At 38.7% G+C, this 21,381-nt stretch carries 16 protein-coding genes; 10 read left to right on the top strand and 6 right to left on the bottom strand.

All coding sequences use genetic code 11. The features are described 5' to 3' along the window. Nucleotides 1-96: 96 nt before the first annotated feature. From ACVBDY_RS03095 to ACVBDY_RS03085, 3 genes are all read right to left on the bottom strand, one after another. Nucleotides 97-3,450: a DUF5107 domain-containing protein gene (locus ACVBDY_RS03095; RefSeq protein ID WP_447174004.1), complete on the bottom strand. Its 3,354-nt coding sequence runs from the start codon at nucleotides 3,448-3,450 to the stop codon at nucleotides 97-99. A 21-nt stretch (nucleotides 3,451-3,471) separates the two neighbouring features. Continuing rightward, nucleotides 3,472-4,881, bottom strand: a complete 1,410-nt coding sequence (locus ACVBDY_RS03090; protein WP_447174003.1) for a sugar porter family MFS transporter — start codon at nucleotides 4,879-4,881, stop codon at nucleotides 3,472-3,474. A 126-nt stretch (nucleotides 4,882-5,007) separates the two neighbouring features. Further along, nucleotides 5,008-5,907 carry an AraC family transcriptional regulator gene (locus tag ACVBDY_RS03085; RefSeq protein WP_447174002.1) on the bottom strand — a complete coding sequence of 300 codons (900 nt, stop codon included), beginning with the start codon at nucleotides 5,905-5,907 and terminating at the stop codon, nucleotides 5,008-5,010. 169 nt (nucleotides 5,908-6,076) lie between these two features. Between ACVBDY_RS03085 and ACVBDY_RS03080 the strand changes: the two genes are divergently transcribed. Continuing rightward, complete coding sequence (locus tag ACVBDY_RS03080; protein ID WP_447174001.1) at nucleotides 6,077-7,102, top strand: aldose epimerase family protein; 1,026 nt, start codon at nucleotides 6,077-6,079, stop codon at nucleotides 7,100-7,102. Here the strand turns inward: ACVBDY_RS03080 and ACVBDY_RS03075 are convergent. Continuing rightward, nucleotides 7,099-7,266 (bottom strand): hypothetical protein, encoded by a 168-nt coding sequence (locus ACVBDY_RS03075; RefSeq protein ID WP_447174000.1) that lies wholly within the window; start codon nucleotides 7,264-7,266, stop codon nucleotides 7,099-7,101. The genes ACVBDY_RS03080 and ACVBDY_RS03075 overlap by 4 nt on opposite strands. A gap of 355 nt (nucleotides 7,267-7,621) precedes the next feature. Between ACVBDY_RS03075 and ACVBDY_RS03070 the strand changes: the two genes are divergently transcribed. The 3 genes from ACVBDY_RS03070 to ACVBDY_RS03060 all read left to right on the top strand — a co-directional run bounded on the left by ACVBDY_RS03070 (nucleotide 7,622) and on the right by ACVBDY_RS03060 (nucleotide 13,034). Next, nucleotides 7,622-9,976, top strand: coding sequence for a GH92 family glycosyl hydrolase (locus ACVBDY_RS03070; RefSeq protein WP_447173999.1), 2,355 nt, complete (start codon nucleotides 7,622-7,624; stop codon nucleotides 9,974-9,976). 539 nt (nucleotides 9,977-10,515) lie between these two features. After that, nucleotides 10,516-10,695: a hypothetical protein gene (locus ACVBDY_RS03065; protein ID WP_447173998.1), complete on the top strand. Its 180-nt coding sequence runs from the start codon at nucleotides 10,516-10,518 to the stop codon at nucleotides 10,693-10,695. A 92-nt stretch (nucleotides 10,696-10,787) separates the two neighbouring features. Next, nucleotides 10,788-13,034 (top strand): glycosyltransferase family 4 protein, encoded by a 2,247-nt coding sequence (locus ACVBDY_RS03060; protein WP_447173997.1) that lies wholly within the window; start codon nucleotides 10,788-10,790, stop codon nucleotides 13,032-13,034. On the opposite strand, the gene ACVBDY_RS03055 is transcribed toward ACVBDY_RS03060, so the two are convergent. Continuing rightward, the gene (locus ACVBDY_RS03055; RefSeq protein ID WP_447173996.1) at nucleotides 13,023-14,483 is read right to left on the bottom strand and encodes a glycoside hydrolase family 130 protein; all 1,461 of its coding nucleotides are present in this window, start codon (nucleotides 14,481-14,483) and stop codon (nucleotides 13,023-13,025) included. The two genes, ACVBDY_RS03060 and ACVBDY_RS03055, sit on opposite strands and share 12 nt — an antisense overlap. A 305-nt stretch (nucleotides 14,484-14,788) precedes the next feature. On the opposite strand from ACVBDY_RS03055, the gene ACVBDY_RS03050 reads away from it, so the two are divergent. The 6 genes from ACVBDY_RS03050 to ACVBDY_RS03025 all read left to right on the top strand — a co-directional run bounded on the left by ACVBDY_RS03050 (nucleotide 14,789) and on the right by ACVBDY_RS03025 (nucleotide 19,336). Further along, entirely contained in the window at nucleotides 14,789-15,349 is a 561-nt protein-coding gene (locus ACVBDY_RS03050) for a helix-turn-helix domain-containing protein (RefSeq protein ID WP_447173995.1), read from the top strand. Between the two features lie 611 nt (nucleotides 15,350-15,960). Beyond that, a complete protein-coding gene (locus ACVBDY_RS03045; RefSeq protein ID WP_447173994.1) occupies nucleotides 15,961-16,662 on the top strand; it encodes a hypothetical protein in 702 nt (233 codons plus the stop codon). Between the two features lie 20 nt (nucleotides 16,663-16,682). Next, complete coding sequence (locus tag ACVBDY_RS03040; RefSeq protein ID WP_447173993.1) at nucleotides 16,683-17,498, top strand: zinc-ribbon domain-containing protein; 816 nt, start codon at nucleotides 16,683-16,685, stop codon at nucleotides 17,496-17,498. 74 nt (nucleotides 17,499-17,572) lie between these two features. Next, complete coding sequence (locus ACVBDY_RS03035) at nucleotides 17,573-18,085, top strand: HD domain-containing protein (RefSeq protein WP_447173992.1); 513 nt, start codon at nucleotides 17,573-17,575, stop codon at nucleotides 18,083-18,085. A 33-nt stretch (nucleotides 18,086-18,118) separates the two neighbouring features. Further along, nucleotides 18,119-19,105 (top strand): hypothetical protein, encoded by a 987-nt coding sequence (locus tag ACVBDY_RS03030; protein WP_447173991.1) that lies wholly within the window; start codon nucleotides 18,119-18,121, stop codon nucleotides 19,103-19,105. 150 nt (nucleotides 19,106-19,255) lie between these two features. Beyond that, complete coding sequence (locus ACVBDY_RS03025; RefSeq protein WP_447174370.1) at nucleotides 19,256-19,336, top strand: hypothetical protein; 81 nt, start codon at nucleotides 19,256-19,258, stop codon at nucleotides 19,334-19,336. A gap of 367 nt (nucleotides 19,337-19,703) precedes the next feature. Here ACVBDY_RS03025 and ACVBDY_RS03020 read toward each other — a convergent pair whose 3' ends face one another. After that, entirely contained in the window at nucleotides 19,704-21,092 is a 1,389-nt protein-coding gene (locus ACVBDY_RS03020; protein ID WP_447173990.1) for a carbohydrate-binding protein, read from the bottom strand. Between the last annotated feature and the right edge of the window lie 289 nt (nucleotides 21,093-21,381).

The raw sequence follows: 21,381 nt of genomic DNA, 5'->3' as shown, positions 1-21,381 counted from the left end.
ATCAATTAAAAAAAGAGATGCTGAAAGGGCATCTCTTTGTCGTTAACAAAATAATCAATATTCTGAACTCGTCGTTCTCTATTTGAAAAATGTATACTATTGTATAGTGATGTTCTTTTTTAATCCTGAAATAGTCCTGTCAAATAACAAGTGTTTTGTCCCGATGAGTTTCAAATGCGTGATGGCTCCGATATGGCTTTGGTCCGTATTGATAATTTCCTGCAATAGGGTTTGAGCCCGTTCCGTTTGTTTCAGCCCTATATACCCCAATGCCATAAGGTATTTACAGTGTGTCTGATTTCGCTTGTTTAAATCATCTTCCCAGATCATTAAATCCGGTAACGAAACTGCAAAATAGTCTATGGTTACTTCATCGTTTAAATGTTTTCTTCCATAGTTGATAAGCTTTTCAAAACGTTGATTGGCAGCCTTATGTTTTCCCAACTTTAAATTCGCCAGACCTTGATAAAAGATTTTGTCCGGTTGTTGATCATTGTAATATATGGCTGCAGTGGGCTCATCTAATCCTTTGGAAGCTTTTTGCCAGTATTGACCGGCTTCTTCATTACGTGCTAATTTAGATAATGCGATACCTATCCAGTAATGAATATCATTTTCCTGGGCCCCATATAATTTACCTTCTCCTAAATTTTCCGGATAATATTGTGCCTGCTCCAAATAAGTAAGCGCTTGTTCATAATCCCCTTCATTAATTTTTTGTTTTCCCATTTCTACCAGCGACATTACATATTGTCCGGTTACTTTACCTTCCCCGCCTTCCCAGGGATGGAATTTTCTGTTTTTAATAAGGGTATAGGCTTTTTGTGGTCTCCCAAGCTGGTTGTAAATGGTTGCACGTTCTAAATATACATCATCTCGTTGAATAACAAGTTCTAAGTTGGCTTCCAGGAAAGAAAGACGAAAAATCAGATCATGGTTCAGTCTTTTGTACAACTGGTCCAGTTCCATTAAAATCCTGGGGTCTTTTCGATCTAAAGCAAATGCTTTCTCCAGGTAAGTCAACGCCTTTTTCGAATCTTCTTTTTTATTGAAGTACGCTAAGGCCAGATTTCGATAAACAGTAGCATAGGAATGATCTGTAGCTATCGACTGTTCCCAGCATTGAATAGCATCTTTGTATTGTTTGGCAGCATACCAGAAATTTCCCAGGTAATAAGGAGCCCTGGCATCGTTAGGATTCTGTTGAATCGCGTGGGTAAGTGCCAATACCGACTCTACCTGATTCGGAAAACAATATGCCGGGTTGGCCTTGTTTGCTTTTTTATAAAATTCATTTGCTTTGCTTGAATTGCCATTTAATTGATAAAACCATCCGAGATAATACCATCCCATAGGGTATGTTTCATTTCCTTCCGATATTCCGGCTTGTAAAAAAGAAATAGCTTCTTCATAAAGTCCGGCAGCAGCATAATCCAATGCATATTCAATATAATTATAAATGTTCCCTCGAATAAGGCTATGTAATTGGTTTAAGGTATCCGGTGAATTGCTTAACAGGTACTTTTCATACCATACTCCATAGTTAAAACGGTCTTCGTTCAGAGATGTCTCAACAAAGCGATTTGCTTGTTTTATACGCCCTGTTTTTCGCAATAGTGCAATCCGGAGATGTTGCGCTTTATGGTCTTTTGTGTTTCTTGAAATTGATTTTTCGATATGAGATAATGCCTCTTGATAATTTCCTTGGATACAATCCAGTTGTGCGATATGAAAATACCCTGGGTTTTGCCATGCGGAATTCCATGTGGATTTATAGAATGCGTTGTATGCCTCCTGATACTTTCCCTGATATTTCAATGCCAGTCCTAAATTAAAATAGGGTTCCCCATCATATGGATTTGGATTGCGTTCAATCAGGGTGTCAACTGCTGTTTGAAAATGACTTTCAGCTTCCTTGAATTTTGCTTTTTTCAATAACCATAGACCTAAGGCATTATTGCAACGGATGTCTTTCGGGTCTCTTCGAAGCGCTTCTTTATAGTACGGGATCGGACTATAAGTTGCATGGCGGTATTGTTCTAAATGCAGACCCGTAAGAAATAATTGTTCATTAGTGTTGATCTCTGAGGGTAATAAGGCCGGTTTAGCGGCTTCGGGTATAGTGTTGTCGGTAGGGGCTTCCCATTCCCAATCGACTAAAATGTTATTTTTTTCATCCGTAACAAGGATTTTAATTCCCTGCATTGTATCGTTTTCAAATGGAATAGTTTGTTCAAAAGAATAGGCAGGAGATGCCATATAAAATTCTTTTAGAAGCGTTTTATTGTCTTGTTGAACAATCACCGTGCAATTTGGATAGATTCCTGTAGTATATGCTTTTACAAGTAACGAATCATCCCTTTTTTCTACATTGACCATTGCATTTTTTGTGGCATTTTTTACAACGCCTACGTCTCTGTATGGCATAAAATATTGAACAAAATCTTTTTCTTCTTCAGGCATAAGCCATGTAAAATCAGGCTGATTGTCCGTATATACACCACACATTAATTCAATATATGGACCATCTTCATCGGTCAGGTTACGATCCCAGGCATGGCCAAAATCCCCGTTTCCCCATGTCCACTGTTTTTTTCCCGGGGAAACATGGTGATTGGCTATATGAAGCAACCCTGCCTTTGTATCGTTTTCATATCCTCCCACAAAATTGTATTTGGAAGTTATGGCCATATAGGAAGTTGGTACCGGAATGTTTTTATAACGCGAAATATCAGTGCCTGGAGCATAATCGACTTTATAATATGTTCCTTTAGCGACAGGAAATGATGAAACATCCCTTTTTCCGTGGTCAAAAACTGCATTGACATCGGGGGGGAAAACGGACTGGTAGGAATCGTTTACTTTAACTGCGGGATTTGCCCACCACAGAAATGTTTGGGGAAATGGGGTCTTGTTATATAATTTCGCTGTAATCTCAAGATACGATTTATCCGGGTATAATGTAAATCCGGCCATGCCTTTGGTCCGAAACATTCTTTCAAGTTCACTGCACCAAATCGTAGCACTGCCATCTTCGTGTTCTTCTATCGAAAAATCTACCGGATCAAAAGTGGTCGGACGGTGATGTTGTGGCCAATTGAATTCAATTCCGCCCGATATCCACGGCCCTGTCAGGCCTACTAATGCCGGTTTAATAACTTGATTATAGTATACGAAATGACGCTGCTTGGTTTTGTCATAAGCCATTTGTATTCTTCCTCCCAGCTCCGGGAGCACCATAATTTTTACAAACTGGTTTTCCAGAAATAAAGCGATGTACGACTTATCTACTTTTTTATCATATATCTTTTCAATAACCGGATAAGGGTAAACAGCACCGCTACTTCCCTGGTAAACCCTTTTTTCAATAAAGACAGGATTTTTTTCCGGAGTACCTATTTCGTATGTGGGCAGAATTACATGTTCTTTCCAAATGCGTACTTTTTCCATCGGTAGAATTTTTATATGAGTTTAGTTTGTTGAATTTTCATTGGGTTCCTTAAAAAGGAACTCTTCAATTTCTTCTAAGCTTTTATTTTTTGTTTCCGGAAGCTTGAAAAAGACAAAAACAAATCCGGCTGCACATATGAGCCCGTAAATCCAAAAAGTACCTGAAGCACCCAGGTTTTTATTCAGATATGGAAAGGTTTGAACCAGTAATGCGGAAGCAACCCACAAGGCAAAAGTAGATATAGCCATAGCTATACCCCGAAACCGGTTCGGGAAGATCTCCGATATGACAACCCACGTTACGGGAGCTATGGAAACTGCATAGGCCGCTATGGCCAATAAAACTAAAATTAACATGGGCCAACCGGAGAGACCGATATAGTAAAAAATGCCAAGTACTAAATAAATGAGGGCTAAACTACCGGCACCGAATAGCATGAGCTTTTTACGGCCGATTTTATCAATAGTCGCCATTGCTATAATGGTAAATATCAGATTAATGCTCCCCGTTATCACAATATTCATAAAAAGATCATTCATAGTGTACCCTGCGGCGATGAAAATTTCTTGCGCATAATTAAATATGATATTGATACCACACCATTGCTGAAAAATGGCCAGTACAACACCAATAGAGATAATCGAAAGCGGCATCTTAGCCATAATTGTTTTAAAAGTAATTTTACGCGAGCCGTTTTTAAGGGTATCTGTAATCTGTCTGCTTTCAATTTTGGCATAATCAGCTCCTCCGACTTTGGTTAAAATCGAAGTAGCTTCTATGTGCTTTCCCTTTTTTGACAGGAAACGGGGGCTTTCAGGAACAAAGAACATTAAAATAAAGAAAATGCCGGCGGGGATCAGTTCTCCCCAAAACATCCATCGCCATCCGGTCTGGCCATTCCATGAGTTTAAGATCTGCGTTTGGGAAAACCCTTCGGGAACCGTTTCGGTAATTAACATATTTGTTATTTGGGCAGCAAGAATCCCTATGACGATTGTAAGTTGATTGATAGAGACAAAGAGACCCCTGGTTTTGGGCGGAGCAATTTCTGCAATGTACATGGGCGACAGGGTTGATGCCATTCCGATCCCAACACCGCCGATAATCCTATAAACAATAAAATAATTAAAATGATTGGCTGCTCCTGATCCGTAAGCTGAAACTGTAAAGAAAACAGCTGCCATGATCAATAAATACTTTCTTCCATAAGTGTCGGCCAGGATACCGGCTATGGCAGCACCCATTACACACCCGACCAGGGCACTACTGATAGCCCAGCCTTGTAATCCCGGTGAATCCGTAATTTGAAAATATAATTCATAAAATGGTTTTGCGCCACCGATCACCACCCAGTCATAACCAAATAGTAAACCGCCCAAAGCGGCTGTCAGGCATATGAATAGTAAAAATGTATAATTATAGCTTTTCATAGAATTCGTATTCCAGTGGTGTAAAACTACTATTTACGAAATCGTTTTCTATGGATATTTTTTTTGATAAAATGGATTATTCTATGATTTATTCAAATCCGGACCCTATGAGGGTAACACTAATGATCAGAGTTGGTATTCTTTACGGTATTTTAAAGGGGATATGTTCATGGTTTTTTTGAACAGTCTTGAAAAATAAAGTGGATCACTAAAACCTAAGGAAAAACTTATTTCCTTGACACTCAATGACGAAAAACTTAGATACTGGCAGGCTTTTTGAATTTTTAAGTGATTAAAATAATGAATCGGGGAGTAACCGGTTTCTTTTTTAAATAATGAGAAATAGTGAGAAGGCGAATAATTGAAATTTTCAGCTATGTCGCTAACCTTTAAATGATTTTCTATATTTATTTTCATATAGGATATGGAAGCCTGGACAATATTGCTGGTATCACTATTCTTTCCTACCTCCACGAAGAATTTTTGGTACAAAAATGAGTTTAATAGCTGCCAAAGTGAAATATTGGCATATTCTATATTATGAATGCTATACCCGTCTTCCATGACGTTAATCAGGTTATCAAACAAACTTATTCTCCGCTCTTCTAAGATTACAGAGTTGGCTTCATTTGTACCTGTATCCAGGAATTTATTATAAAGATAAGTAGCTGAAGTTCCCGTAAAGTGGAGCCAGTAAATACTCCATGGATGCATGGGATGCGCATAGTATTTGTGTGCAACATTAGGAGGCAGTATATAGAAGGTGTTTGGCGATAATAGTATCTTTTTTTTATGTATATGGACTATACCCTGACCATCCTTGCAATAAATTAAAATATATTGCCTGCTTCCTCTTGTTCGTTCCAGAAAATGATTCTTTGCTTTGGGAAAAAAACCGATATCGGTAAAAAATAACGAATTGATCAGAGGATTTTTCTTAATCGTACTAATTATTTTTTTGGGTAATACGATCATTCTTTGCCCTATAAAACCATCATGTATTCTTTTAGCCCTTATTTTTTCCATATAATCATATTATAAAAGAAACGGAAACATAATTTAATCCATAATATCAAAAGTAAAATCCATAAGGTGAACAATGATACTACCTAATTTTGAAAATACATTTATAGTTGAAATGTAATTAATAAATGTGAGTATTCAATAAGAAAAGCATCTTAATTCATGGATTTATATGATTAATAAGTGGGAAAAAACCTTTTGGGGTATTTATGATAACAAACAGGTATTTCTTTTTAGATTTGAAAATACAGATGGTTCTTATGTAGAAATCATTAATTACGGAGCAATAGTAAAGTCCATAGTTGTTCCTGATAATGCCCAGGTATTTAAGAATGTAGTATTAGATTTTCCCACCTTAAACGGATATCAAAACGACAAGTGTTATATAGGAGCTACAGTAGGAAGATTTGCAAATCGTATTGCAAACGCCTCCTATATGTATAATGGAGATAAAGTTTATTTAGAAAGGAATGACGGGATTCATCAAAATCACGGAGGTGAAAACGGTTTTAACAAGCAGGTTTTTGATTATAAGATAAATAGTGGATCGCTTATTCTTTCTTTAAATTCTCCTTCCGGAGAAGGAGGGTTTCCAGGGGATGTTTTTTTAGAAGTACATTATAAATGGACGTGTAAACATGAGCTGTCCATAAAATATTTTGCCCGAACCACGGCAACAACCCCCTTGAATATAACCAATCATTGCTATTTTAATTTATCCGGAACCCAATCTAAAATCTGGGACCATAAATTAAAGGTTATTTCTGATAAAATATTGGAAACTACTACGGACTATATACCCACCGGAAGAATTATACCATCAAAAATGATATATCCATCCAATGATCTGAGTTTAGGAGAAAGTCTGATCCATTCCAATGGAATTAAGGGACTTAATAATTATTTCATTACAGGCACTACCGATACGCATAATTATAAAGATAAATCTATCTGTTTTTTATATGATCCGGGAACGGGAAGAACACTTAAGATATTTACGACATATCCCGGATTACAGGTGTATACAGGCGATTTTCTAAATTCTCATATAAAGGATGGTAAATATTATGGTCCTTATGAAGGGATTTGTTTGGAATGTCAATTTTACCCTGATAGTCCTAATCACAAACACTTTTCCAATACGCTATTAAAACCAGATGAAACTTATGAAGAAACTATTTTATATTGTTTTGGTTAAAAAGTGTTAAACCCTCCTATGGTTTTATCTACAAATAGGCTGGAGTTAAAGCTTATGGGGTGTCCGTGAGTTTCTTTTATTTGAAGAGAAGCTTCAGTCCGGGGTATATTCACCACTAAAAAGTCCGGTTTCCATGCTAACGGGCACCACTTTTCCTTCTTCATTTTTAAAGCTATGCTCGTACGAATGTTGATATGCATATGAAAAACCAGTATTAAAACGAAAATGATTTGTAGGCTTCCTTAAAAATAAGACAGTTTAAAATTCGAAATTATTAACTTTAACACATCAAACTGTCTGATGAAAAAAAGTAGATTTACCAAGAGCCAGATTATCAAGGTTAAAAAATAAGGTCGTGCCATAGGGGATGTAGCCCGTGATCAGGTATTGATAAGTGTGTATTGGCGTAAGAGGTAGAGATGGAGACCAGCCAGTTAAAATGGTTAAAAGAGCTGGGAGAAGAAAACCTTAAGGTTTAGTTTCCGGTTTTCAATTTAAAAAACACCAATGATTATAACTATGAGACGATTTTTCCTTTTACTTCCGGTTTTTATGCTTCTAGCCTGTAATGACGCCCGGCAGAGTACAGAAACAGAAGCATCTTCCAATACAGACGTATTTGCATATGTAGACCCGAATATAGGGACGGCGCATAGCCGTTGGTTTTTTTATACACCAGCTTCAGTACCTTTTGGAATGGCAAAATTAGGTCCCTCAACCAACGGGAGTTACGGGAATGTTTATGGGTGGGATGCCGTGGGGTATGACTCCCGTCACCACAGTATCGAAGGTTTTGCCAATATGCATGAGTTCCAGGTAGGCGGTTTTCTGTTTACCGCTATGGCCGGTGAGTTAAAGACAGTGCCCGGTACATTGGAGGATCCCGATACAGGATATCGTTCCCGGTTCAAAAGGAAAAATGAAGTGGCTCAGCCTGGTTACTACAAGGTTCTTCTGGACGATTATCATATTACGGTTGAACTTACGGCCACCAAGCGCGTTGGATTTCAGAGATACTGCTTCCCCGAATCCAGCGACTCTTATGTGATTATGGATATTGGAAATGAGTTGGGAGAAAGCGGGCAGGTCAAGGATGCCTATGTTTCCTATGATAAAGAAAATCAGAGCGTAGAAGGATGGGTGATCACGTATCCGAAATACGTACAGAAATACCAGCCTGATGGAGAAGTCAAAATGTTTTTTTCTGCAGTGGTAGATACCCCGCCTTCAACTGTAGGGACTTTTCAGGGAGAGGAACAATTTCCCGGGGAAACGGACAGACAGGGGAAAGGAGTCGGGATATACTTTGGGTTTGAAACAAAGCAGGATGATAGGGTAGAGGTTAAAACAGGTTTTTCCTATACTTCCCTGGAAAATGCCAGGAACAACCTAATGGAAGAAGCCCGGGACCTGGATTTTGCCCAGGCTAAAAAAGCGGCTCAGGCTACCTGGACGAAAGAATTGAACAAAATACAGCTGACCGATACTTCAACAGTCAATAAAACGAAATTCTATACAGGGCTGTTCCACGCCTTGCTGGGCCGCGGGTTGGCTAGTGATATCAATGGCCAATTTCCGCAGAATGATGGTAGTGTGGGACAGATCCCCCTGGATGAAAACGGAATCCCCGAATATGCATTTTACAATACCGATTCGGTTTGGGGAGCATTTTGGAATCTCACCCAGTTGTGGACCCTGGTATGGCCGGAATATTATAATGATTTCATACAAACACATTTGGAGGTGTATAAGAATTCCGGATGGCTGGGCGACGGACTGGCCAATTCCAAATTTGTTTCCGGTGTCGGGACTAATTTTGTAAGTCTGATTATGGCTTCTGCCTACCAGTCCGGTATCCGTGATTATGATACGGACCTGGCATTCAAGGCGGCATATGAAAACGAAGTCCGGTATGAAAACAGGAATCAGGGTGCCGGGAAAACCGATCTGAAAAACTTTATTGAAAAGGGGTATGTGAATCAAGTCGAAGGTATGGATACCAATCCCGAAGGCTCCGGATTTTCAGCTTCCCACACCCTCGAATACAGCTATAGCAGTTATGCAGTGGCCCAACTGGCCAAAGCAATGGGAAAAGAAAGAGAATATAAAGAACTGATGAAGTTATCGAAGAACTGGGAGAATATCTATGACGAAGAGTCAGATTTTATCCGTCCCAGGCGGGCTTCCGGGGAATTCCTCAAGGATTTTGATCCTTTTGCCCCCTGGGAAGGGTTTCAGGAAGGAAATGCCTGGCAATATACCTTTTATGTACCTCATACTCCCGAACGACTCGTCGATAAAATGGGAGAGGAAAAATTCGTAAAACGTCTGGATTCTATCTTTACGGTATCCGAAAAGACCAAGTTCGGCGGAGAGGACATCGATGCCTTTGCGGGAATAAAATACCTTTATAACCAGGGAAACCAGCCCAATTTACACATTGCCTGGCTATTCAATTATACGGACCATCCATGGCTCACCCAGAAATGGGTAAGAAAGATTTGTGACAATTTCTATGGTACAGAAGAAGTTCACGGATATGGATACGGACAGGATGAAGACCAGGGACAACTAGGGGCGTGGTATGTGATGTCTTCCATGGGATTATTTGATGTAAAAGGACTGACCGGGCCGAAACCTTCGTTTCAATTTGGAAGCCCTATGTTTGAGGGGATTAAGATAGAGAATGGTTACGGGAATACGATCAATATCACCACGGAAAATAATAAACCCGGAAATTACTATATCCAGTCCTTTACATTAAACGGGAAAGCATATCATCAAAAAGAGATTCCCCTGGAAACTCTGAAATCTGGCGCAAATCTACATTTCGTAATGGGCAATACACCCAATAAAGATTTATTCAAGGAATGATCAGTGTTCCCTTTTGTAAAAAAACGTATTAAAAATAGTCGATAAAAACATACCTTCATTATCCATATTATCCTTTTGTTTCAAGCTCTTAAAAAACTTCAAAATAGGTAATAGTAGTTAACCTGGGATATTGCCACCCATTTTTCAATGATTTTCTTGGGTATTCAGTTCCCCCTTTTGAAGGGACCTTTCTCCTGAAAAACCGGATTGATTTTGGAATTTAAAGTAAACATCCCTTTCCTATTTATCCATTTCTCATGTGTAGTAAGGCATGCTCATTATTAGTGTAGCGATGTACAGTGCGACAAAAACAGTTAAGTGGATAAAAAACATAATAGCGAGAGCAGTTCAATTGGATTAGAACCTTATTTAAATCTATAATATTTATCTTTTATTATGTAACACTTTTTATTTTAATTAATGTCACATTTGTAATATTGGCTGATGATGAGATAGTATTTTTATTCTTCTATTGAAGGCAGACATAAAGTACATTATGTAAAAATACACAAATACTAATTCTACTTAAAGCATACAAAATGAAAGAAAGGAATAGTTTATATAAGGAAGGGGAACAAGTATGCGCCATAGTACGTCCTACTGTTCCGCTTATTATCAGGGTTTATGCACGAGGGGTGTATTACTGTAAGGTGCAAAACGATTTGAAAGCGAAAGAACTGGTGTATTTTGAGAGAGAGTTAAAAGAATATATCGCGTAAGCATTTCGGTAACATAAATAACTGTAGTGTTAAATCCTTAGAATCGTCTTACTTTCTGGTTTGGCGATTACTTTGTTTTAAAAATCATTCCTATGAAATTGGCATTAATTGGTACTTATCCACCTCGTGAATGTGGCATTGCTACTTTTACACAAAATTTGACACAGGCAATGGCTGGCAGTACCGAAGACAATACGGAGACGCTGATTATTGCCATGAATGACCATCATATCCCTTACACTTACCCTAAAGAAGTAAAACACATTATTGAACAGGAACAACAGACCGATTATCTGGAGGCTGCCAATTTTATTAACCTCAGTGGTGCCGATCTTTGTATCCTGGAACATGAATTCGGAATTTTCGGAGGGCTCAGCGGGGTGTATATTTTACCATTATTGTATAGGTTGCGAATACCCATCATAGTAACATTGCATACCATACTGGAAACACCATCATATAATGAAAAGGCCATTTTGAAAGAAATTTGTAAAATGGCGAATAAACTTGTGGTGATGTCCAAAAAAGCTATTCAAATCTTGACAGCAGTTTACGACGTTCCGGAAGATAAAATTATATTTATTGAACACGGGGTTCCTGATATTCATTTTGACTCACAGGCAGCCAAAAGGGCTTACAAACTGGAAGATCATAAGGTTTTACTTACTTTTGGGTTTATAGGGAGGAGTAAAGGTATCGAAACTGTGATCAAAGCATTACCCCGGGTTATTGAGCAACATCCGGAAGCATTATATATTGTCATAGGAAAAACACATCCGAATGTGCTGCGACATTCCGGGGAAGAATATCGTAACTATTTGCAGTTACTGATTAAAAATCACCAGTTAGGTAAACATGTGTTGTTACTGAATGAGTTTATCGACGAACAGGAGCTCTTTAAATATTTATCAGCCAGTGATATTTATATCACGCCGTATCTCAATGAAGCACAAATTACCAGTGGTACATTATCCTATGCGTTGGGGGCGGGCTGTGTTATAGTTTCCACTCCATTCTGGCATGCCGCAGAATTATTGGCCGATGATCGGGGGGTATTATTTAATTTCAATGACGATCTGATGCTTTCCAATACCTTAAACCGGCTTTTGGATGAGCCTGAAATTTGTGCCGCTATCCATGAAAAATCCTCTTCATATGGGAAAAACCTCGTTTGGCCAAAAATAGGATTGCAATATACAGCACTATGTCAAACCATTTTGGAAGAACCTAAAAGGAGTGTGCCCATAAAAGAAACAGTACTCGATCCTTTGCTGCTCCCTCCTTTATCTTTAATTCACATCAAGAGACTTACAGATGATACCGGGATTATTCAGCATGCAAAATTCGGGATTCCCAATTTAAAGGAAGGATATTGTCTGGATGATAACGCCAGGGCATTACTCATGGTTTTAATGACATATAAACAAAACAAGAATGAACTGGCTCTTGAACTCATGCCTATTTATTTAAGTTATATTCATTATATGCAAAATGACGATGGAACATTCCGGAATTTTTTGGGTTTCAATCGAAGTTTTTTAGACGAGGTCGGATCGGAGGATTCTTTTGGCCGAACAATTTGGGCATTAGGTTATTTATTGGGTAATTCTCCCAATGATGCATATTATCAAACAGGAAAATTACTATTTTTCAACGCAGCTCCCAATTTTGAAAACCTTAAATCCATACGAAGTATCGCAAATACCATTATAGGGATTAGTTATTACCTGACTTCCAATCCGTCAGATGATGAGATGACAGAACGATTGAGAAACCTTACCGGAAAGTTAACTTCCGAATATTCCAGACATGGCACGACTGACTGGCGATGGTTTGAGCATTTACTGGCATATGATAACGGCATTTTGCCGCTGGCACTATTGCATGCCTCTCAATTGCTCAACGATACCAATGTTACCGAAATTGCTTTACAGTCCATGAACTTTTTAACAACACACACCATAAAAGACGGTTGTTTATCTATTATAGGGAACAAGGATTGGTATGCGAAGGATGGAAAACGGTCTTTGTTTGCTCAGCAACCTATCGATGCTATGGCTATGGTCCTCATGTACCATCGGGCTTTTCTATGCACTGACGACAAAGAGTTTCTGAACCTGCTATTTATTTCTTTCATGTGGTTTCTGGGTGAAAATGATCTGAGAATGAGTTTATATGATTTCGAGACCAAGGGATGTTGTGATGGTTTTGAAAGTTATGGGGTTAATCGAAATCAGGGAGCGGAGAGTTCATTAGCTTATTTGATCTCTCATTTGACAGTTTTACAGGCTCATGAAGAATTTATTATACGACCGGATCATACTGAATTACCCTGTTAGTGCTTTTATCAAATCCGGCATGGATATGACAGCATATGCAGATGCATAATCGGATACTGCATAAGGAAGAATCAGACTGTCGTTATGTATAATTGCGCCACAGGAATATACCACATTGGGAACATATCCATCCCGCTCATTTTCAAGAGGGATCAGTAAGGGCTCTTCCAGCCGGCCTAATACCTTCGCAGGATCTTCGAGATCCAGAAGTGAAGCCCCTATACAATACCGCCGCATGGGCCCTACACCGTGGGTAATTACTAACCATCCTTGCGGTGTCCATAATGGGGAACCACAATTTCCTATTTGTCTGAACTCCCAGGGAGATTCCGGTTTCTGGAGTAATATAGGGTTATTCCATACCGTAATTCTTGAGGCGTACATAATATAATTATTAATACCATCAACCCGCGCGAGCATGGCATATTTTCCCTTGATTTTTTTAGGGAATAATGCCAGGTTTTTATTCTGTGCACCATTACCCAATAAAGGCATGATCCTGAAAGTGTAAAAATCATCTGTGGAGAGCAATTTAGGTAATATGGTATGTCCGTTAAATGCCGTATAAGTAGCATATATTTTATTGGTGTTATCGTCATCGGAAAAATTGACAAACCTTGCATCTTCCATACCATTGCGTTCTGATGCTGACAATGGGAATATGACACGTTCGGTTATATCTGAGTCCGGTTTGAACTGCACATCGTAATATGAATCCATTAACCAGGTAATCTCTGTAAAGGCAGTTCTTCTTTTCTGACTCAGTGATTCATCTTTCAGCAACAAGTTAACAGTATTTAATAGTGATTGATATTCAAAAACTTCCGGAAGATTTTCCATAAAAATCGATGTAAAACTTTCCGGAATACGCATTTCTTTCATTTTCGTTATAAATCGTTCTCTATCATAAGTTGTTTTATGAATAATCTCTGCCATGTCCACGTATTTCCCCACTTTATCCAGGTGCAGATTGTTTTCCTTGTCTAACACTCCTCTTCGAAAAACAATAGACGAAATATGTCCTTCTCCCGTTGCCCGAAATGATAAGATAACCCTTTTTTCTCCTTCCTCCAACAAGGATTGATCGGGGTCCTCTATGATAGACGGATTGAAAAATGCGGCAGATTCAATGGAATATTCCATCGTACAATAAGCTCCGATTAACATTTTCCGAGGGTAAGAAAGCTTTTCATAAACAATTCCCACACCTTGTATAAGTTCTCTCACCAGTTCGCAATGCTTATTAAAGAGCTCAAAAATATTGCGGTGCCGGGGCGCAAATTCTCTTAAAGTCTGCTCTAGAATAAGATGTACTTGAGAGTTGGTCAGAGCCATTATTCTTTTAATCATATTCCTCGTCCCATCGTCTCCATTAGAAAAAAACCGCCCGATAACACGCCTGGAATCCGGAATGAATTTCAGGTCTTTACGAAGTACGGGAATACGCATATACAGTGAATAAATAGTTACTACCACCTAACTTACAAAGAATAATTTTGTATTTTAGACCTACAAAAATGTGCATTAATAAAGTAATGCCAAGATACACTCTTACCTTTCCATTACATTGCACTTAAAAAGAAAATTATTACACATTTATATATCATCTTAGTATTGACGATGTCCTTCATTAGGAACAATTGATGAAATACCCTTTGCTTTACATTGTTATCACCAAGATGGCAACACACCATTTTTAATATTTGATCAGGACTTTAGAATGCTTATTATGAGTGTGTTAAAAAAAATGAAATATGATTTTATATATAAAATATATGGTATGTCTTCGATGTAAGATGGTGGTTAAATCCGAACTCGACAGACTAAACCTTAAGTATGGTTCTATAGGTTTAGGAATGGTGGAGTTACTGGAAGATCTTAACTTTATGCAGGAGGCAGAACTGAAAAAGAATCTTCGTAAATCCGGTTTGGAATTAATGGATGACGAAAAAAGTATCCTTATCGAAAGAATAAAGGCCGTCATTATAGAAATGATCCATTATACCAATGAATTACCCCAGGTTAATTATTCGGATTATATCAGTCAGAAATTAGGATATGATTATGTATACCTGGCAAATATTTTTTCTGAAGTTAAAGGAATAACGATACAGCATTTCATTATTATTCATAAAATTGAAAAGATAAAAGAACTACTCCTTTATGACGAACTGAGCCTTACTGAAATTTCTTGTCTTATGCATTATAGTAGTGTAGGCCATCTTTCAACCCAGTTTAAAAAAATAACAGGTCTTTCCCCTTCGTTTTATAAAAAAATTAAAAATAAACGAAGAATTCCCCTGGAAGATTTGTGAAATCAGTTATAACCATTAGCAACAACCTGATGTGGGGCGTTCTAAAAAAGCACCATTTTTATAACTAACCATCCAGCTTTAATTTCAGCCCTTGTATTTATAAAATCATGATCGGTTCCCCGTGTAATGTTTTCTATGGGAAAGCGTAAAAGGGCATATTTTTTTCCATGTTTATTAGCTTAAGTACATCGTCGGTAATGGCTTATGGTGCCATTTCAAATTCAGTCATTTTTTTGTAAAATGCCGCCCCCACGGTATTCATTTTCTCTGCGGGTATTATGCCTAAGAAACAAATACCGTAGACGCTTTGTAGACGTTTTTCTGTTAACTTGTAGTCACTGTATATGCGGTTGAGAATTGTCACAAACTTTCCGGTATTTTAAATTTGTTCCTGAAGTTTTTCACCGGAATCATTGCTCATAAAACCAGGTGAATATAAAAGCAAAAAACATTTCAATCGTATCGTGCATCACTATCATTGATGGATACGCATAGCACTGATCGGAAAATTGTGAAAGGAAATTTAAGGTTTAAAAATGCATGAAAACGAACGCTATCATCATACTCATCCTTTGTATTGCCTTAGTTAATATATTTAAAGATAAAGAGATATGTTTATAAGCATTAGAAAAATAGAAGTAGCTACCCACAGAACAGATGAGCTGAAAAACCCAGGAAACCCCGGAAATGAAATGCAACTAAGCATATTCCGGACTGTTGGGAGAACATTTTTTTATACCTCTTATGCCAAAAAAGCCTCTGGGGAATATTGGGATGTTGTGGAAGGTAAAAAAATTCCGAAACGGCTTTGGACCTCAGAGATGAAAGCCTACTGCACAAAAAAAGCCAAAGAAGCTCCCAGGCCTCCGTTCATCTTTAAAATCACCATATTCGGCTGGATTTGGCTTGTGGCATGCTTTGCCACACTGGGGTACATTATTTACGAAGCCAATAAACCCCCGTTACCCAAATCAGAAGATGTTATTGCTATGGAACAGCCCCTGGAGGCAGGTGATCTTTTCTTCGGGCATTTTGAAGAGTACAAAGAAGCTGAAAAACTGGGGCGTATTGCTTCCGGAACTGGCTTTGGGTGGTTCAGGATCGTGAAAGTGGAAAACGACATCTATTATGTGGCCAAAAGCACGGAAATGAGCAAAGGCCATCAACCCAAAGAGCAATTGAACAACACCGATTTTGAAACAGAGGTAACCCCGACAAAAATCAAAGAAAAAGGGTCCTATTCGGTTCGCTTGTTGTCTACCGACGGAAACACCGAATTTTATCTGGATGACAAGAAAAGGACTGATAATTAAAAAGTCTAAACGAATACATTATGCTGATATTTTTTGGTACAAGGGCGTCAAAAATTAAAACCAAACGCATTGGAGGTAATACGGAATGCCCGTATTGCAAGAATATAAATACCTTTGTGGCCACTACCTTTGGCAAGTATTTTCACATATTTTGGATTCCGCTGTTCCCATTCTCCAAAACCACCATTTTGGAGTGTAGCCATTGCAAAAAAAACTATGCCGAACACGAGCTTCCGGAAGACCTGAAACGCGCTCTGGTGAAAAGCAATGAGCTCGATCCGCCCAAAAGGCCGCTCTGGCACGGTTGCGGTTGTTTAATGATGGGTTCCGTTCTTTTGTTGATAGGCCTGTTTTCCATTGCAGGTGCTATTTTCTGGAGTAACAAAGACGTGGAAACCGAAATAGACGCCCGTAGCATATCCCTCCATAACGATATTGAAAAAACGACAAGCCATCCCGACAGTAAGACAGATTCCATTTCCTATCGGTTAAAAAACTGTATGGATCAATCCATATATGGTATAGATACCGAAAAAATAAAGTACTTTTCAAAAGTAAAAGAAGATAAACTCCTTGTTTTGCTAAAAGCGACCCATTTAAAGAAAGTCGAAGCTTCTTCGAGAAAGGAACTCGTGTCTGCCGTTGAAGATTGCCTTGCCAATTTTATAAATTCCGGCAATTACCAGGTTTACATCGGCGTAAATGGCAGGTGGAATATGGTGCTTGTAAAAACGCCTCACGGGGATGATCTGAGTGGCCGGTTTGCCAAAAGTAACCTGCTCCTGCCATTTTATGGACCGGAACCCGAAAAACAAGATCCGGTTAAAGTACAATAACATAAGTGACTATGCATTTTTAACGCAACAACCTTTATACAAATATGAGGACTCAGGACTTATATCAAAAAGCAATGAAATTTGCAGGCGAAAAACACGGCAGCCAAAAAGTTCCCGGAACAAGTTCCAATTACCTGCTACATATTTCCAATGTAGCGATGGAAATACTGATGGCCTACCAAGCTAAAAATGATTTTGACGTGGATTTTGCCATACAGGTTGCCATTCTTCACGACACTATTGAGGATACAACCACCGGGTTTAATGAAATTAAAACCGAATTCGGTGAAAAAGTGGCTTCGGGGGTGTTGGCATTGACCAAGAACGACAATATCACATCCAAAAAAGAAAGAATGACGGACAGCCTCAGGCGAATCAACCAATCGGAAAAAGAGGTGGGAATGGTAAAATTAGCCGATCGGATAACAAATTTACAAGTTCCGCCAGGACATTGGAGCAACGATAAAATAGCACACTACCTGGAAGAAGCTAAATTGATCGGAACCACACTTAAAAATAAAAACAGGTATTTGAATACCAGGTTGACGCATAAAATAAACGAATACAAAAAATATATTCGACAATAATCGGCTGTAATACGGCCATAAAAATCAGGTGCCATGGATAACAGTAGATTGAGGGATACGTTTGTTCGAGATGAAACATCAGGAAATTCATCGCCCGGAAAAAGAAGTCCGGATGGATTTATTCATGAACGTATAAAAAAAACAGCTGTAATAGTAATCCCCCTGTTTTTTGTACTTTTTTCCGCCTGTAATTTCAACCAATCTGCGAAAAAAGATCTCACATCCGGCGCTTACTCAAGGGGCGATGGTATAGATTGTGACGAAGTGGTCATCCAGGCAAGTGGAAAAGCGGAAAAGAAGAGTCATTTTGTGTACGGTGAAAAAGTAAATTTCGTGTTCAATGATATACAAGGCTTAAAGAAGGAAGGGGATAGAGTGTTTCCCGGATTATCCATGTTCATCACTAAAAACGAAAAAGATACCGTTCTGGCTTATCCCGATTTGCTGGATAATATAAAAGAAGGAACAACGCTGTCCCCGCTTCAACTTCAGGCAAATTTCACAGCCGCTTTGCCTTGTAAGGACAACGAAAAATATAAGGTCCATATCAATATCTGGGATAAAAAGGGCGAGGGGACTTTTTTGTATGAACTTCCTTTTGCCGTGGAAGAAAGCAAATTGCTCGCTATTCATTCCGAAGATATCAGTTACTCAAACATCTATTTGTGGAACGAAAGCCTCAAACAACCGGTTTTGGAGGATGAAATAAACCAGGAAGATGAATTGATACTAATATTAGAAGGACTTAGCGGTTTAACCGTTGAAAATGAAAACGTATATCCTGTTCTGTCACTAAATATTGAAGATACCAAAGGAAACCAGATTCTATCCACTCCAAATGTTTTAAGCAAATATGAGCATGAGGGAATAGATGCCGAAAGTGTAACCAACAGTAAACTCTATGCTACCATTACTTTTTTCGAAGCACAAATCAATAATCCTTACCAGTTGACCGCTATTTTAAAAGATAAAAAATCTGACACAAAAATAGAGATAACAGCCGAATTGAACCTCAAATAAAATTAATTTTAGCATCCGGCATGAAAATTATTAGACTATGAATGAAGCAAGTATCAAAGAAGCTATTAAACAAAGGGTTTTTTCCAGGGGGGAAGAATATATTCAAACCCATACCGATAGTTTTAAGAGCTTAAAGCCAATTTCAAAGACCTGAAAGAACTCTTTGAGGACGACCTCATTTCGGAAGAGGAATTTAAGGAGAAAAAGAAGGAGTTATTGAAAGGACTTTGAGAAGCAAAACCTGGAGGAGAGATAGTCATACAACTTATAGGTAAGGAAATGACTATAAATATTTTATATGCGGTCATGTCAGTGGCAGTTTTTATTGCTTAAGGCAGATTACAAATTTTTAATGTCTGTGATTGTAAAGTGCTGTAATCAATTTGTCAACTTGTTAATATTTATAAATTATATCGTTGATTACTTCATTTACAATCAAATTATATCAAAACAAATAAGGTTATAAAAATCGTAAACCCTTGTAAACTTTCTGATTTACAAGGGTTCCTTACCATTTCTTGTTCTTTTTGTGACCCTGACAGGTGAAGGCCTTTTAGAATTAAAGAATCACAACCAGGGCTCTGTCTTGTGATATTTTTTATTCTGCAGTCAGGTAAATATCATCCACATACCAGTCATAATCCCTTTCCGTATCTTCCGGTGATGTATTGCCGAAATCGGCATCATCGCTCCGGAGCACAAGGATTTCGGATATCGACGTTAGATCAGGGGCATTAAAATCCGCCAAAGGAATTTTTACACTATGCCATTGCCCGTCCCTTGCCATGCCATAAGTCTCATCAGTGGTACTGCTATTCAGGGTGACCCAGTAATTTGTACCGTTAGCTTTAATACGGATCCGGATATTTGATGTTGATGTTGTCTTCAGGCTGATATGATAATAGGAGTAGGAAGAGGCGTTTATATTCTCTTCTGGGAACAATGTAGCCATAGCACCCCATGTTTGCGGGCTTGATGAATTGGCCGGGTCAAATTCATAATATAAAGCATTGTCACCATGGGCAGCATTTCCTACCTCGCTGATTACAAAATTAGCATTGTTGAGAGGAGGGATTATAGCAGGATTACTTTCCGTGATCTCACGTTCGGTATAGATACCCAATCCATTGATCGGTGGTGTGGCGCCCAGAAGGGTAGTGTTTATTTTATCCAGATTGGTTCCTCCCCCGGTAAAATATACTCTTAAGGTATGCAAGCCTTCTGACAGGCTGACTTCGGAGATGGTTATTCCGGTATAAACCGACCATCCCCCGGTATTTTCGAAATCGCCTGTTTCTCCCAATTCAGTAACCGTACCGGTATCCTGGTCCATCAGCTGAAGCTTGATTGAATTTCCCCCGGCTTCACTGCCGGAAGCTACCATAAATTCAAAATCATAATTCCCTGTTTCCAAGACGTTCACAGTATAGTTCATCCATTCTCCTTCATTGGTATAACCGATGTTCGTTACCATTTCGTCAACTTCGATATCAATACCTTTATCGTCCCTGTACACAGGACTTCCGGCGGCAACCGCGAGATTTTCTTCTTCGGTATCGTGATAGCCGACACCCTCGCCACCCAAATCGAAATTCTCTGCTTCGATAGTTCCCTCTATGTCAACGGGGGCACCCTCAAAAGGCAGAGGCTCGGCGATACCACGGACCGTTATGGTAAAAGTCCTGGTGTCGATGGTATTGTCGATATATTTAACTATAAGTTGAGCTTCAAATGTTCCGGGGGTCGTATAAGTTACGGTCACTTCCGGGTTAATGGATGTCGCGGGTGAACCCCCAGGGAAAGTCCAGTTTGTGGTCAGAGCCTTGGTGGAGGTGCTGGTAAAACGGACAGACTCACCAAACCCTATATCTGAATTCGATGCCTCGGCAATGGTTTCTCCGCTGTCAAATAAACTTACTTCCCGGATATCGTCCTCGCAGGAAAATATTAAACACAGAGAAAGCAAAATAAGATACTGGTTTTTCATAATCACACTGAGCTACGGTTAGTTTTATTTGGTTTATACCCCGGAAGTGGTAATTCCGAAGATGTTACAAGTTTGGCAAATATTGGAATTATATAAAACAAAAAGGGGCCTGATCGTTTTTCTTTGGGGGTAAAAATGTATTTTTCTCTCTTACCGGGCTTAAAAAGACCAGGTTGATGAATGAAATAGCAGGAGTCTTGTTTTCACAATACTATCAACGAGTCGTTTATGCGATACACGTATTTGATATTTATAACAGCATGTACATTTCTACCCCCAAAAAGAGATG

The sequence above is a fragment of the Sinomicrobium halophytocola genome (genome assembly GCF_052983395.1).
The sequence above is the reverse complement of the archived record's forward strand: the minus strand, read 5'-3'. Positions and strand labels throughout refer to the sequence as shown.